Below are 12326 nucleotides of genomic sequence, written 5' to 3'. Positions count from 1 at the left end.
GCAGGCACCCATCCATGAGGAAGAAGTCATGAGTCCGGAACTCGTCATTAATATGGTGCAGCAGGCGCTGTACACCCTGATCCTCGTTGCCGCGCCGGTGCTGGGCGTCTCTTTGCTGGTCGGTTTGCTGGTCAGCATCCTGCAGGCAGCGACCCAGATCAATGAAATGACCCTGACCTTTATTCCCAAGCTGATGGCGCTGTTTTTGGTGCTGCTGCTGGCCGGTCCGTGGATGCTGAATACCATGATGGACTTTACGATCCGGCTTTATCAGAGCATTCCCGGCGCGATCGGTTAAGGCTATATGGCTGCCAGTCTGCTTATTTCCGATGTAGAGATCAATGCCTTGGTCAGCTTCTTTGTCTGGCCATTTGCGCGAATTCTGGGGATGATGCTGGCCGAGCCCATCTTCTCGTCGCGCAGTATTCCGCGCCGCTTCAAAGGCGGCTTTGCCCTGATGTTAACGGTGGTGGTCGCGCCTTTATTGCCGCCCATGCCCGAGGTGCCGCTGGTGTCTGCGGCTGGTGTTGCCATTTTGCTCAACCAACTACTGATCGGCATCATGATAGGTTTTGTCATGCGGTTGGTCATGACAGTGGTGGAAATGGCTGGCATGATCGCCAGTGCGCAGATGGGGCTGGGTTTTGCCATGTTCTTCGATCCGCAGCACTCGGCCTCGGTGCCGGCCTTGTCCCGCCTGCTGTCGATGTTTGTGACCTTGCTATATCTTGCTTTTAATGGTCCGCAGATCGTGTTGTCGGTGCTGCTGGACAGCTTCTCCACGCTACCGGTTGGCGTATCGGTGCCGGCCGACAGCCTGCAGGCGCTGGCCAATTGGGGCGGACACATTTTCAGCTGGGGTCTATGGCTATCCTTGCCGGTGGTCGCTGCATTATTGGTGACCAACCTTGCTATCGGCGTAATGACGCGCGCGGCGCCACAATTCAATATTTTTGCCTTCGGCTTTCCGCTGACATTGATGATAGGTTTTGTTGCGCTGTATCTGGCTGTGCCCTTGATGGTGCCGGCGCTCGAAACCGTTTACCGCGAATCGTTCGAATTCGTGCGCGCTATCCTCTTTAAGCTGCCTGCACCCTAACATCGGTGTTCGCAGCTTTTGGCGTTTGTCAAAGCCGTTGCGACCTCACTTTATGTTGTTGTTTCGGCTAAAGCCGGCCATGCCTGCTCCGGCTGAGGCCGCATCGCCTTTCGATATCCGCAACAAAAGGCAGGCGGATTCAGGGAGTAAGTGCAACAGGACGACCGGTATACAGAGGGCGGTGAGATGAGGTAATTTCTCCGACTTTTGGCCGGCCAGCCTGGAGCACGAAGAATGAGTTACCACCACCTCACCGGAGGTGAACGATACCAGATTCAACTATTAGCGGGTGAAGGTTGTGGCCCGACCGCTATTGGCAGAAGGATCCAACGCTGCAAAAGCGTCATCAGCCGCGAGTTGCGGCGTAACCGCAATGCGCGGGGCACTTATCGGGCCACCGAGGCTCAGCAGAAGTATCAACAGCGTCTGCTGGATAAGGGCGTTGCCCGACTCACGGGTGGACTTTATGCAACGGATGGTGGCTGGACGGCATACTAATCCGGTTACAGGTCAGCGATTCTGGCATGGCCAGCCACGTAAAGCGGTCGTGAGTTGGCCGCCTGCAATTGCAACTTCGGCGACTTGAGAGCCGAAGTTGCAGTTCGTGACAAATCGCCCCTTGCCGACAGCCGTACTGCTTTTTGCTAGAATCCGTCGTCTACAGGATTTTTGTTATCACAACGAAGGCGCAAGCCTTCGTTTACGCATGCAGAGGCAACTATGGCAGGTCACAGTAAATGGGCAAACATCCAGCACCGCAAAGGGCGTCAGGATGCAAGGCGCGGCAAGATTTTTACCCGCCTGATCAAGGAAATCACTGTTGCCGCCAAGATGGGCGGCGGTGATCTGGCAACCAACCCGCGCCTGCGTCTGGCAGTGGAAAAGGCCAAGGCCGAGTCCATGCCCAAGGATAATATCGAGAATGCCATCAAGCGCGGTACTGGTTCGCTGGACGGTGTGAACTACGAAGAGTGCCGCTACGAAGGCTACGGCATCGGCGGGGCGGCGGTGATGGTTGATTGCCTGACCGACAACAAGACTCGTACCGTGGCCGATGTGCGCCATGCCTTCTCCAAGTATGGCGGCAATATGGGCACCGATGGTTGCGTGGCCTTCCAGTTTACCCACTGCGGCTACATGCTGTTTGCGCCGGGTACCGATGAGGACGCGCTGATGGAAGCTGCGCTGGAGGCCGGTGCCGACGATGTAGTCAGCAACGGGGATGGTTCGATCGAGGTGATTACCGCGCCTTACGAATTCTCCGATATCCAGGCTGCGCTGCTGGACAAGGGTTTCAAGTCCGAGATGGGCGAAGTGACCATGCGCCCGCAAAACGAGACCGTACTTGCCGGTGATGAGGCGATCCGCATGCAAAAGCTGCTGGATGCGCTGGAAGATCTGGATGACGTACAAGAGGTTTATACCTCGGCCGAGCTGGAAGACTAATTCTTCCGCCGCTTTACAAGACAAGGCTTGCCATCGGCAAGCCTTGTCTTTATCCGGGAAACACAATGTTCAAACCCCGCATGACGCACTGGTTTGCGCTATTGGCCCTGCTGTGGTGGGGCTTCAGTCTTTATATGCTGCTCAAACCGGCCAGTACCGAGCCTGCGTTGATTCCGTATTTCGACAAGATCGGTCACTTCGGGCTGTTTGCCGTACAGTCTGTCTTGTTGACCCTTGCCTTGCCGCAGCAGCCCTGGCCACGGCTACTATTGATGCTGGCGCTATGGGCAGTATTGTCGGAAACCCTGCAAGGCATGCTGACAGCGGATCGTAGCCCCGAGCTTGCCGACGCGCTGGCCGATATGCTGGGGGCGGCTTGTGCGCTATGGGCGGCACGCCAGCTGCAGTGTACACTTTCGTCATCTTCCGGTGCCTGAAGCGCGCACCATCCTGAATTGATTCGCAGGGAGCCTCATGTATTCACATCAACTACACCGGCGCGAGCGCCTGATGGCGCAGCTGGACGGTGGCGTTGCCGTCCTGCCGACGGCCCCCGAAGTGCTGCGCAATGCCGATAATCCCTACCCGTATCGCCCGGACAGCCATTTTTTGTACCTGACCGGCTTTGCCGAGCCCGAATCCGTGCTGGTACTGGATGCGCGTGCCGGGCGGACTATCCTGTTTTGCCGTCCCAAGGATGAGGCAAACGAGATCTGGAATGGCCACCGCTACGGGCCGGATGATGCGCGCGAACTCTTCGGTTTCGATGAGGCCTACCCGATAGCCGAACTGGACCAGCGCCTGCCCGACATCCTGTCCGGGCAGGCTGCGCTGTATTGGCCGCTTGGCCGGCAGGCGGCGTTTGATGGAAGGGTTGCGTCGTGGCTGGATGTGCTGCGTGCGCGAGACCGTAGCGGCGAAGCCGCGCCGGTGCATTTTGGCGATGTACTGGCCTTGCTGGACGAAATGCGTCTAATCAAGGATGAGGTCGAAATCGCCACCTTGCGCCGTGCCGGGCGCATTTCGGCGGATGCCCATATTGCTGCGATGCGGGCGACGCGTCCCGGACTCTATGAGTATCAGGTCGAGGCCGAGCTACTGGCCGGTTTCTGTCGCCATGGTGCCCGCCAGCCTGCTTACGAGAGCATCGTCGCCGGTGGGGCCAATGCCTGCACCTTGCACTATGTCGGCAATCACAGCCGTTTGAATGATGGCGACTTGCTGCTGATCGATGCCGGTTGCGAGTTTTCCGCTTACGCCGGCGATATCACCCGCACCTTTCCGGTCAATGGCCGCTTTAGCGCGGCGCAGCGCGATGTGTACGAAATCGTACTGGCAGCGCAGCTGGCGGCGATTGCCGTCATCAAGCCCGGCGTGTGCCTGAATGTGCCGGGGGATGCGGCGCTGGCGGTGTTGTCGCAAGGCTTGATTGATCTGGGTCTGCTCGCCGGCAGTGTGGAAGGCGTGATCGAGTCCGGTGCCTATCGCCGTTTTTACATGCATGGCATCGGCCACTTTATCGGACTGGATGTCCATGATGTGGGGGCGCGTAAACAAAATGGCCAGTGGCGGGCTTTCGAGGCCGGCATGTGCACCACAGTCGAGCCCGGCCTGTATATCCGTGCTGCCGACGATATTCCGGCGGCACTGCACAATATCGGTATCCGTATCGAGGATGATGTGCTGGTAACCGCCAAGGGGCATGAGGTGTACACCGATAGCGTGCCCAAGCATATCGTCGAGATCGAAACACTGATGGAGCGTTTATGAGTCACGCCGATGTGATCGTGGTGGGCGCGGGGCCGGTTGGTGCGTTGGCGGCACTGCGTCTGGCGCGTACAGGTGTGCGTGTCCTGATGATTGAAGCGCGTGCCCAGGATGCACCGGTGCGCGATGCGCGTGCGCTGGCCTTGTCGTGGGCCAGTCGCGCACTGCTGGCCGATGTCGGTGCTTTTCCTGATTCGGTGCCGGCTTCTGTTATCGACACCGTGCATGTGTCGCAGCAGGGCCGGATGGGGCGTACCAAAATCAGCCATCGTGATCTGGGTTTGCCGCATCTGGGGGTGGTCGTCGACTATCCGGCTCTCAATAAGGCACTGGTGGATGTGCTGGCCAAGGCCGGCGTGATGGTGAAGTGGGGCTCGCGGGTGTGCCTGGTCAATAGTCTGGCCCGTTACGCGGCCGTGACGCTGGAAAATGGCGAAATGCTGAGTGCGCGGCTGGTGGTGCTGGCCGATGGCGGCGCACTGGCGGCAGGCTTGCCCGGTATCCGCCGTCATGTGCATGACTATGCGCAAAGTGCACTGCTGGCGCAGGTGGATTTTGAAGAAGCGCCGGCCGGTGTCGCTTTCGAGCGCTTTGCCGACGCGGGGCCCTTGGCGCTGCTGCCACATGCCGGAGGTACAATGCTGGTGTGGACGCGCACGAGCGAAGATGCGCTACGGCTGCAGGCCGAGGCTCCGGAACAGTTGGCGGCCGAGTTGCAGCAGGCGTTGGGCGAGCGGCTGGGGCGGGTGACGGCAGTGGGCGAGCGCACGGTATTTCCGCTGGCGCTGCGCCAGCTCAACCGTGTAGTGAGCGGCCGCGTGGTGATGATAGGTAATGCCGCACAGACCATGCACCCGGTAGCGGCGCAGGGCTTGAATCTGGGTTTGCGTGATGCGGCGCAATTGGCCGAGATCCTGTCCGATGCGGCCGACCCCGGGGATGCCCAGCTTTTGGCGGCTTATGCCAAAAGCCGTAAGCGCGACAGCCACAGTGTGGTCGGTTTTACCCACGGCCTGATCCGGTTGTTTGACGGTTCGGCAGCATTGACCGGTGCCGTGCGCGGTGCGGGCATGACCCTCTTGGATGCCGTACCGCCCCTGCGCCGGCGTTTTGCCGGTTATCTGGTTTTCGGAGTATGAAATGAACGGACAACGCGATGATGTCATTGTTGTCGGTGGCGGCCTGGTGGGCGCGGCGACGGCCTTGGCGCTGGCACGCGCCGGACGGCGCGTTGCGCTGATCGAAGGACGGCTGCCGGATTTTACGGGTCTGGAGCAGGGCTGGGATGCGCGCATCTATGCGGTCAGTCCCGCCAACCGTGCTTTTCTGGCCGGCCTGGATGCCTGGCCGGATATGACGCGGGTGGGCACGATTGCGGCGATGGATGTGCGCGGTGACGAAGGGGGGCAGATTGCCTTTAGTGCGGCAGATGCCGGTGCCGGGGCGCTGGCTTGGATAGCAGAAAACCGCTGGCTGCTGGCAGCACTATGGCGCGAACTGTCCGCCGCCGGTGTCGAGGTAATATCGGGAGTGCGACCGCTGGCGCTGGAGACGGACGCGTTCGAGGCGGTGTTGCAGCTGGATGATGGCAGCAGGCGTCATGCCGCGCTCGTCATCGGTGCCGATGGCGCCAACTCCTGGGTGCGCGAAGCGTGTGCGATCAAGGCCAGCATCAAGCCCTACGGGCAAAGCGGGGTGGTCGCCAATTTTGCCTGTGAGCGGCCGCACGGTAATATTGCACGGCAGTGGTTTGACGGCAGTAGTATTCTGGCCTGGCTGCCTATGGCTGGCCAGCGTATTTCCATGGTGTGGTCCAGTTGTGATCCGGATGCGCTGTTGGTACTGTCGGACGATGCGCTATGTGCACAGGTGGCAGCCGCCGGTGGTCACGCGCTGGGTAAGTTTGAACTGTTGACGCCGGCTGCGGCTTTTCCCTTGCGCCTGATCCAGCCCGAAGCGGTGATTGCGCCACGGGTGGCACTGGTTGGTGATGCGGCGCACACCGTGCATCCGCTGGCCGGTCAGGGTGTCAATCTGGGCTTTCAGGATGCCGCCGTACTGGCCGCCCTGCTTGCCGGGACGGGGGACGCCGGCGACTGGTTGAGCTTGCGCCGCTACGAGCGCTCGCGGCGCGAGGCGGTGCGTACCATGCAGCATACGTGTGACGGTTTGTTTACTTTGTTTCACCAGCAGGACTTGCCGGGTCTGGCCTGGCTGCGTAATGCCGGTCTTTCGTGTACCAATAAACTGCCGATGCTCAAGCGGGAATTGGCCCGTCGGGCCATCGGCTTCTGATATCGCTAATAAGGTTGAATCTAATGAAACGTGTTTTTCGCTTACTGCCTGTCGTGGCGCTCTTGACGCCGCTGTTGGCCTGCTCTGCCATCAATGCCGGCGATAATCCGGATACTGTAAAAAAAGCCTTCAAGGCGCGTTTTCCCGACCGCGAAGTGGTCAGCGTAGCGGCGAGCCCGGTCAATAATCTGTTCGAGGTGGTGATCAAGGGGCAAAACCGTGGGCGTGACGTGTACACCGTGGTGTATAGCGATGCCAAGGCCGATTACCTGTTGGTGGGCGATCTGATCGATGCCAAACAGCGCAATAGCCTGACCGAGCAGCGTCTGGAAGCGCTGAACAAGGTCAGCATCGATGTCAGCAAGCTGCCGCTAAACAAGGCAATCAAGGATGTACGCGGCAATGGCAGTCGCCAGCTGGTGGTGTTCTCCGACCCGGATTGCCCGTATTGCAAGCAGCTGGAGCGCGAGAGCATCGCCAAGCTTGATAATGTCACGGTTTATACTTTCCTGATGCCGCTGGCGCAGCTGCATCCGGATGCCGAACGCAAGAGCCGCGCCATCTGGTGCAGCAAGGATCCGGCCAAGGCCTGGGCCGGCTTTATGCGCGAGGGCAAGGCTTTGCCTGAAGCCGGTAATTGCGAGACGCCGTTGGCTGAAATTGCCGCACTAGCCGAAAGCTTCGGCATTTCCGGTACGCCGGCATTGATCTTCCCGAACGGTGAACTGGTGCCGGGTGCCATTCCGGTAGCAGAGATCGAGAAACGCCTGTCTGCCAAGAAGTAAGCGCGTATCATGCTGAAAACGGCTGGCTTGCCGCAGGCGCTGACCTTGTCGCTACTGCTGCATTTGGCCGTTTTGCTGTGCCTGCCTGCGCGTACTGGTCTACCTTTCTCTGCTGCTGTGCCCGGGCCCTTGCGCCTGAATATCCCCCCCCCGGTGGCGGTTGCCGCTTTGCCACCCGCGCCATCGTCGGTTGTCACCGCCAAAGCGCCAGCCGCTCCCTTGCTTGCGCCATCGCCTGAGCCTGCCCCCCTGATGGCTGAGCCTGATTCCGTCGCTGCCAACACGGCGCCCGTAGTACTGGCGGATGAGGAGGCAGCCACCTCGGCGCCTGATGCTGTGGCCATGCCGGTGAGTACTCTGGCTGAGGTCGCAGATGAGGCCGAGTCTCTGGGGTGGGAGGTGTATCTGCCTGCGCGTTTGCTGGATGGACCTTCTTTGCCGCTGGAAGAAATCCTGTTGCCCGAGCCGGATGAAGCGGAGCCGGATCAGGGTGTCGTGGCAGAGGCCGAGATCAAGGTTTACGTCAATGAACAAGGCGAGGTCGATGCGGTGGAAGTGGTGCGTGCCGAGCCGCCAGGCGTACTGGACGATATCGCGCGGGCTGCTTTTATTGCGGCCCGTTTTGCGCCGGGTATGCAGCACGGGCGGCCTGTGCGGCACTACAAACGTATTGTCATTAATAGGGTGCTGTAAACGCGGATATTCGGGTAAGATTGCGTGGAGTTCGCCATAGAGCGGCGGCCATTGATAAACGGCGTGTCGGATTCGACCGCAAACATTACGAGGAAACATCATGTCCGATTTGCAGACCCTGTTTACCCAAGCCCAGCAAGACGTTACCTCGCTGGCCGAACGCCCAGACAACGCCACCATGTTGCAGTTGTATGCCTTGTTCAAGCAGGCCAGCAGCGGCGATGCCACTGGCGAGCGTCCGGGTATGATGGACTTCATCGCCCGTGCCAAATTTGATGCCTGGGAAAAACTCAAGGGCATCACTGGCGACGAAGCCATGCAAAAGTACATCGATCTGGTTGCTGAACTGAAAGCCTGATCACACGCAGGATAAAATGCCCCGCCACCGCCATTCAGGCCTGGCGGGTTTTTTGTCGCCCATGTCATTGCCGGCAGCGCGAAGCCGCGAGCATTGGGTGCTATCGTGGTGCTGTCCTTGTTACGGTGATGCCTTGCCATGAATCTGCAGTCGCCCGTCAAGGGTTTGAGTTCGGCCAGCGCAGCCGCCTTGCTGCAGGCTGAGGGGGCAAACGAGTTGGCTAGCGATCAGCGCCGCACCGTGTTGCGCATTGTGCTGGAAGTCGCCCGCGAGCCTATGTTTTTGTTGCTATTGGGGGCGGGCGCGATTTACTTGCTGACCGGCGACGCGCACGAGGCGCTGATCCTGCTGGGTTTCGTGTGCGTGATTATTGCCGTGACTGTATTGCAGGAGCGCCGCACCGAGCACGCACTGGCGGCCTTGCGCGACCTGTCCAGCCCGCGTGCACTGGTGATCCGAGATGGCGTGCCACAACGCATTGCCGGGCGCGAGGTGGTGCGTGGTGATGTGCTGATGCTGGCCGAGGGCGACCGCGTGCCGGCAGACGCATGCGTACTGGAATCACACGAACTGGCGCTGGATGAATCCTTGCTGACCGGCGAATCGGTTGCCGTGTTTAAAAACGCAGCCGGCGAAGGCACTCAGGCGCGGGTTTTTGCCGGCACTTTGCTGACCTCGGGTCAGGCGCTGGTGCAAGTCTGTGCCACCGGGCAGATGACCGAGCTTGGCCGTATCGGCAAGTCGCTGCAGGGGATGGAAAACAAGAGCCGTTCGCCCTTGCAGCATGAAATAGCGGCACTGACCCGGCGTCTGGCACTGATAGGTGGTGGGTTGTGTGTCCTGTTGACGGTGATCTTCATCTACTTGCGCGGTGCCTATCTGGAAGGCTTGCTGGCCGGCATTACGCTGGCGATGGGTATTCTGCCGCAAGAGTTTGCGGTGATCATGATCGTGTTTCTGGCTTTTGGTGCACGGCGCCTGGCCGCTGCCCGTGTACTGACGCGGCGCTTGTCGGCTATTGAAGCACTGGGGGCTGCCACGGTGCTATGCGTGGATAAGACGGGCACCCTGACCCAAAACCGGATGGCGGTAGCCGCGCTGGTGGCGGGGAACGAGGTGCTGGAGGTGGCCGATGGCGCAGCACTGGCCAGCCTGCCCGAGGCCTTTCACCCTTTGCTTGAATATGCGGTGCTGGCGAGCGAGACCGAGCCGCATGATCCGATGGAGCGTGCGTTCCATGCGCTGGCCAAGAACTGTCTGGCCGGGAGCGAGCATCTGCATCCCGATTGGCGTCTGGCGCACGAGTATGAGCTCTCGCCCGAGTTGATGGCGATGTCGCATCTGTGGCAAGGCGCAGAGCATCGTGCCGACACGGTCGCGAGCAAGGGATCACCCGAAGCGATTGTCGACCTGTGCCATTTGATGCCGCAGGCCCGAGACAAGGTCATGGCGCAGGCGGCACTGCTGGCCGATCGCGGCTTGCGCGTACTGGGTGTTGCCTGTGCCCGCTATGCCGGTGAGGTGTGGCCGGCAGGGCAACATGATTTCGACTTCGAATTTGTTGGTCTGATCGCGCTGGCCGATCCTTTGCGCACCGAAGTACCGGCCGCTGTTGCCGAGTGTCATCAGGCCGGCATCCGTATCGTGATGATGACGGGTGACCATCCACGTACGGCGCGGGCCATTGCGCAGGCGGCGGGCTTGAACGCGGCACGGATACTGACCGGCAAGGATTTGCAGGGTATGGATGCATTGGCGCTGGGTGCCGCTCTTGCCTCGGTGGATGTGTTTGCACGGGTGACGCCACAGCAAAAGCTGGCGCTGGTCGAGGCTTTGCAGTCGCGCGGCGAAATTGTGGCCATGACGGGGGATGGAGTGAATGATGCGCCGGCGCTCAAAACGGCCCATATCGGCATCGCCATGGGCAAGCGCGGTACCGATGTGGCGCGTGAGGCGGCGGCACTGGTGCTACTGGATGACGATTTCGGTGCCATTGTTGCGGCAGTACGTCTGGGGCGGCGTATTTTTGCCAATTTGCGTCAGGCCATGATCTACACCCTGGCGGTGCATATCCCCATTATCGGCCTGTCCATTGTGCCGCTACTGCTGGGGGTGCCGTTGCTGCTGGCTCCTTTGCATATCGCTTTTCTGGAGCTGGTCATCGATCCTGCTTGCTCGGTGGTGTTTGAGGCGGAAAAGGGCGATGCCGGCATGATGCAGCAAGGCCCGCGTCATTCGGGGGAGGCTTTGCTGTCGCGGCAGCAAATATTGCTCAGCCTGTGTCTGGGGATGATGGCCACGCTACCGGTGCTGGGACTGTATCTGGCGTTGCTGGCACAGGCCATTCCGGTCGATGAGGTGCGCACACTGGCCTTTGCCGCCTTACTGACGACCAATGCGGTGCTGATATTCAGCAGCCGCTCGGCCTTGCCGCAATGGGGGCGTGCATTTGCCGGCGTCAGTCCGGTGACGCGCTGGGTACTGGCAGCCACTTTGTGTGCATTGGCCGCCATCAGTTTTATCCCCTTTCTGGCGCAGCCCTTTGGCTTTTCACCGCCGCCTTTGGGATTATGGCTGGCAGCTTTGGGGCCGGGTTTGGCTAGTTTTGTTGGTTTTGAGGCAGTCAAAACATTGTTACGCAGGAGGGACGTATGAGCGGGAGCGATAGCCCTTGCGTGGCGCTTTGCTCTACCGCACTGGGCGATAATGTTTGCCGGGGGTGCGCGCGCAGTTACACCGAGGTCGCATGCTGGAGCGCGTACACGCATGAAGAAAAAGCCGCAGTGTGGCAGGCCTTGCCGGAACGGCATTTTTGTCTGGAACTGGCGCGCACCTTGCGCTGCACGCTGGCGCTGGAGCAAATGAATGGGCATGAGTGGGCCGTATTTTCCGGTGCGCCCTGCGGGTGTTTTGCCTTGCGCCGTGTGCCGCAAGGGATGTTGCTGCGCAAGGGGGCGGCTCAGGCCGCGCTTGTGTCCGGAGGGTGGCAGGATGCTTATGAGTGGGCGCGGGTATTGATCAAAATACTACGCGATAAAGGAGAAAATCATGGCGCAGGATAGTAGTCAGGCGGATTTTTGGGATGTCCGCTATCAGGGGCAGGTGATGCCGTGGGATGCCGGCCAAGTCCCTGCGGCATTGGCCGGTTTTGTGGCCGCGCAGCGTGTAGGTCAGCGGGTGCTGGTGCCCGGTTGTGGTAGCGGCTATGAGCTGGCTTATCTGGCTGAGGCGGGCTACGTGGTGGATGGCATCGATTTTAGCGCTGCCGCGCTGGCACAGGCACATAAGGTACTGGGTGCGCAGGCGGCATTGGCGCGCCAGGCTGATTTTTTTGCCTTGGGGGGGGCGCACACTTACGACTGGGTCTATGAGCGCGCTTTTCTGTGTGCCTTGCCGCGCAAGATGTGGGCCGCCTATGCACAAACCATGGCAGCCTTATTGCCGTCTGGCGGCTTGCTGGCGGGCTTCTTTTTTATTACCGATACGCTAAAGGGGCCGCCGTTTGGTATTGCTTGCGATGAGCTAGCGGCCTTGCTTTCGCCCTATTTTGTCCGCCTAGATGCGTACCTGCTGGATGACAGTCTGCCAGTTTTTTCCGGACATGAATGGTGGATGTGCTGGCAGCGCAGATAGTGGCACGAGTGCAGATAAAGATATATTCTTTATGAGTATTTTGTATAGACTACATGCAATCAATTTGTTAAGTTTTATTTATAAATAAAAAATAATGGTGACGATATGCAGTTTTGGGGACGCCTCTACAGGCAGATTGAACGCACATTCTGGTTTACCTTGGGGCGCAAGCTCTGCAGCTTTTTCTTCGTCAGCCTGCTTCAGTTGGGGCTAGTGGCTTACATCTATTTTGCGCTGGAGGATATTCGTA

At 59.8% G+C, this 12326-nt stretch carries 14 protein-coding genes; all 14 read left to right on the top strand.

Annotated elements, in window-relative coordinates; all coding sequences use genetic code 11:
- Window positions 1–28 precede the first annotated feature (28 nt).
- Window positions 29–298 (top strand): flagellar biosynthesis protein FliQ, encoded by a 270-nt coding sequence (gene fliQ, locus ACRC1E_RS06135; RefSeq protein WP_438514229.1) that lies wholly within the window; start codon window positions 29–31, stop codon window positions 296–298.
- Between the two features lie 6 nt (window positions 299–304).
- On the top strand, window positions 305–1099 hold the full coding sequence (fliR, locus tag ACRC1E_RS06130; protein WP_438514228.1) for a flagellar biosynthetic protein FliR: 795 nt from the start codon (window positions 305–307) through the stop codon (window positions 1097–1099).
- A gap of 234 nt (window positions 1100–1333) precedes the next feature.
- Window positions 1334–1597, top strand: coding sequence for a helix-turn-helix domain-containing protein (locus ACRC1E_RS06125; RefSeq protein WP_438514227.1), 264 nt, complete (start codon window positions 1334–1336; stop codon window positions 1595–1597).
- A gap of 222 nt (window positions 1598–1819) precedes the next feature.
- Window positions 1820–2545 (top strand): YebC/PmpR family DNA-binding transcriptional regulator, encoded by a 726-nt coding sequence (locus tag ACRC1E_RS06120; protein ID WP_438514226.1) that lies wholly within the window; start codon window positions 1820–1822, stop codon window positions 2543–2545.
- A 65-nt stretch (window positions 2546–2610) separates the two neighbouring features.
- On the top strand, window positions 2611–2982 hold the full coding sequence (locus tag ACRC1E_RS06115) for a VanZ family protein (protein WP_438514225.1): 372 nt from the start codon (window positions 2611–2613) through the stop codon (window positions 2980–2982).
- A gap of 37 nt (window positions 2983–3019) precedes the next feature.
- Window positions 3020–4315 carry an aminopeptidase P N-terminal domain-containing protein gene (locus ACRC1E_RS06110; protein ID WP_438514224.1) on the top strand — a complete coding sequence of 432 codons (1296 nt, stop codon included), beginning with the start codon at window positions 3020–3022 and terminating at the stop codon, window positions 4313–4315.
- Window positions 4312–5451: an FAD-dependent monooxygenase gene (locus ACRC1E_RS06105; RefSeq protein ID WP_438514223.1), complete on the top strand. Its 1140-nt coding sequence runs from the start codon at window positions 4312–4314 to the stop codon at window positions 5449–5451. The genes ACRC1E_RS06110 and ACRC1E_RS06105 overlap by 4 nt, the downstream gene beginning before the upstream one ends.
- A 1-nt stretch (window position 5452) precedes the next feature.
- A complete protein-coding gene (locus ACRC1E_RS06100; RefSeq protein ID WP_438514222.1) occupies window positions 5453–6607 on the top strand; it encodes a UbiH/UbiF family hydroxylase in 1155 nt (384 codons plus the stop codon).
- Between the two features lie 23 nt (window positions 6608–6630).
- Window positions 6631–7392, top strand: coding sequence for a DsbC family protein (locus ACRC1E_RS06095; RefSeq protein WP_438514221.1), 762 nt, complete (start codon window positions 6631–6633; stop codon window positions 7390–7392).
- A 9-nt stretch (window positions 7393–7401) separates the two neighbouring features.
- A complete protein-coding gene (locus tag ACRC1E_RS06090; RefSeq protein WP_438514220.1) occupies window positions 7402–8085 on the top strand; it encodes an energy transducer TonB in 684 nt (227 codons plus the stop codon).
- A 100-nt stretch (window positions 8086–8185) separates the two neighbouring features.
- On the top strand, window positions 8186–8443 hold the full coding sequence (locus ACRC1E_RS06085; protein WP_438514219.1) for an acyl-CoA-binding protein: 258 nt from the start codon (window positions 8186–8188) through the stop codon (window positions 8441–8443).
- A 138-nt stretch (window positions 8444–8581) separates the two neighbouring features.
- Window positions 8582–11098 carry a cation-translocating P-type ATPase gene (locus tag ACRC1E_RS06080; protein WP_438514218.1) on the top strand — a complete coding sequence of 839 codons (2517 nt, stop codon included), beginning with the start codon at window positions 8582–8584 and terminating at the stop codon, window positions 11096–11098.
- Window positions 11095–11505 carry a DUF1289 domain-containing protein gene (locus tag ACRC1E_RS06075; RefSeq protein WP_438514217.1) on the top strand — a complete coding sequence of 137 codons (411 nt, stop codon included), beginning with the start codon at window positions 11095–11097 and terminating at the stop codon, window positions 11503–11505. The genes ACRC1E_RS06080 and ACRC1E_RS06075 overlap by 4 nt, the downstream gene beginning before the upstream one ends.
- Window positions 11492–12076, top strand: coding sequence for a methyltransferase domain-containing protein (locus ACRC1E_RS06070; protein WP_438514216.1), 585 nt, complete (start codon window positions 11492–11494; stop codon window positions 12074–12076). The genes ACRC1E_RS06075 and ACRC1E_RS06070 overlap by 14 nt, the downstream gene beginning before the upstream one ends.
- Window positions 12077–12326: the final 250 nt, after the last annotated feature.

Origin of the sequence: Craterilacuibacter sp. (assembly GCF_051659485.1) — a bacterium.
Classification (GTDB): Bacteria; Pseudomonadota; Gammaproteobacteria; order Burkholderiales; family Chromobacteriaceae; genus Craterilacuibacter.
The sequence above is the reverse complement of the archived record's forward strand: the minus strand, read 5'-3'. Positions and strand labels throughout refer to the sequence as shown.

Excerpts from the sequence above, each read along its gene's own strand:
- ACRC1E_RS06080 (WP_438514218.1), top strand. The coding sequence starts at position 8,582 with ATGAATCTGCAGTCGCCCGTCAAGGGTTTGAGTTCGGCCAGCGCAGCC.
- ACRC1E_RS06120 (WP_438514226.1), top strand. The coding sequence starts at position 1,820 with ATGGCAGGTCACAGTAAATGGGCAAACATCCAGCACCGCAAAGGGCGT.
- ACRC1E_RS06070 (WP_438514216.1), top strand. The coding sequence starts at position 11,492 with ATGGCGCAGGATAGTAGTCAGGCGGATTTTTGGGATGTCCGCTATCAG.
- ACRC1E_RS06125 (WP_438514227.1), top strand. The coding sequence starts at position 1,334 with ATGAGTTACCACCACCTCACCGGAGGTGAACGATACCAGATTCAACTA.
- ACRC1E_RS06100 (WP_438514222.1), top strand. The coding sequence starts at position 5,453 with ATGAACGGACAACGCGATGATGTCATTGTTGTCGGTGGCGGCCTGGTG.
- ACRC1E_RS06110 (WP_438514224.1), top strand. The coding sequence starts at position 3,020 with ATGTATTCACATCAACTACACCGGCGCGAGCGCCTGATGGCGCAGCTG.
- ACRC1E_RS06085 (WP_438514219.1), top strand. The coding sequence starts at position 8,186 with ATGTCCGATTTGCAGACCCTGTTTACCCAAGCCCAGCAAGACGTTACC.
- ACRC1E_RS06095 (WP_438514221.1), top strand. The coding sequence starts at position 6,631 with ATGAAACGTGTTTTTCGCTTACTGCCTGTCGTGGCGCTCTTGACGCCG.
- ACRC1E_RS06090 (WP_438514220.1), top strand. The coding sequence starts at position 7,402 with ATGCTGAAAACGGCTGGCTTGCCGCAGGCGCTGACCTTGTCGCTACTG.
- ACRC1E_RS06105 (WP_438514223.1), top strand. The coding sequence starts at position 4,312 with ATGAGTCACGCCGATGTGATCGTGGTGGGCGCGGGGCCGGTTGGTGCG.
- ACRC1E_RS06115 (WP_438514225.1), top strand. The coding sequence starts at position 2,611 with ATGTTCAAACCCCGCATGACGCACTGGTTTGCGCTATTGGCCCTGCTG.
- fliQ (WP_438514229.1), top strand. The coding sequence starts at position 29 with ATGAGTCCGGAACTCGTCATTAATATGGTGCAGCAGGCGCTGTACACC.
- ACRC1E_RS06075 (WP_438514217.1), top strand. The coding sequence starts at position 11,095 with ATGAGCGGGAGCGATAGCCCTTGCGTGGCGCTTTGCTCTACCGCACTG.
- fliR (WP_438514228.1), top strand. The coding sequence starts at position 305 with ATGGCTGCCAGTCTGCTTATTTCCGATGTAGAGATCAATGCCTTGGTC.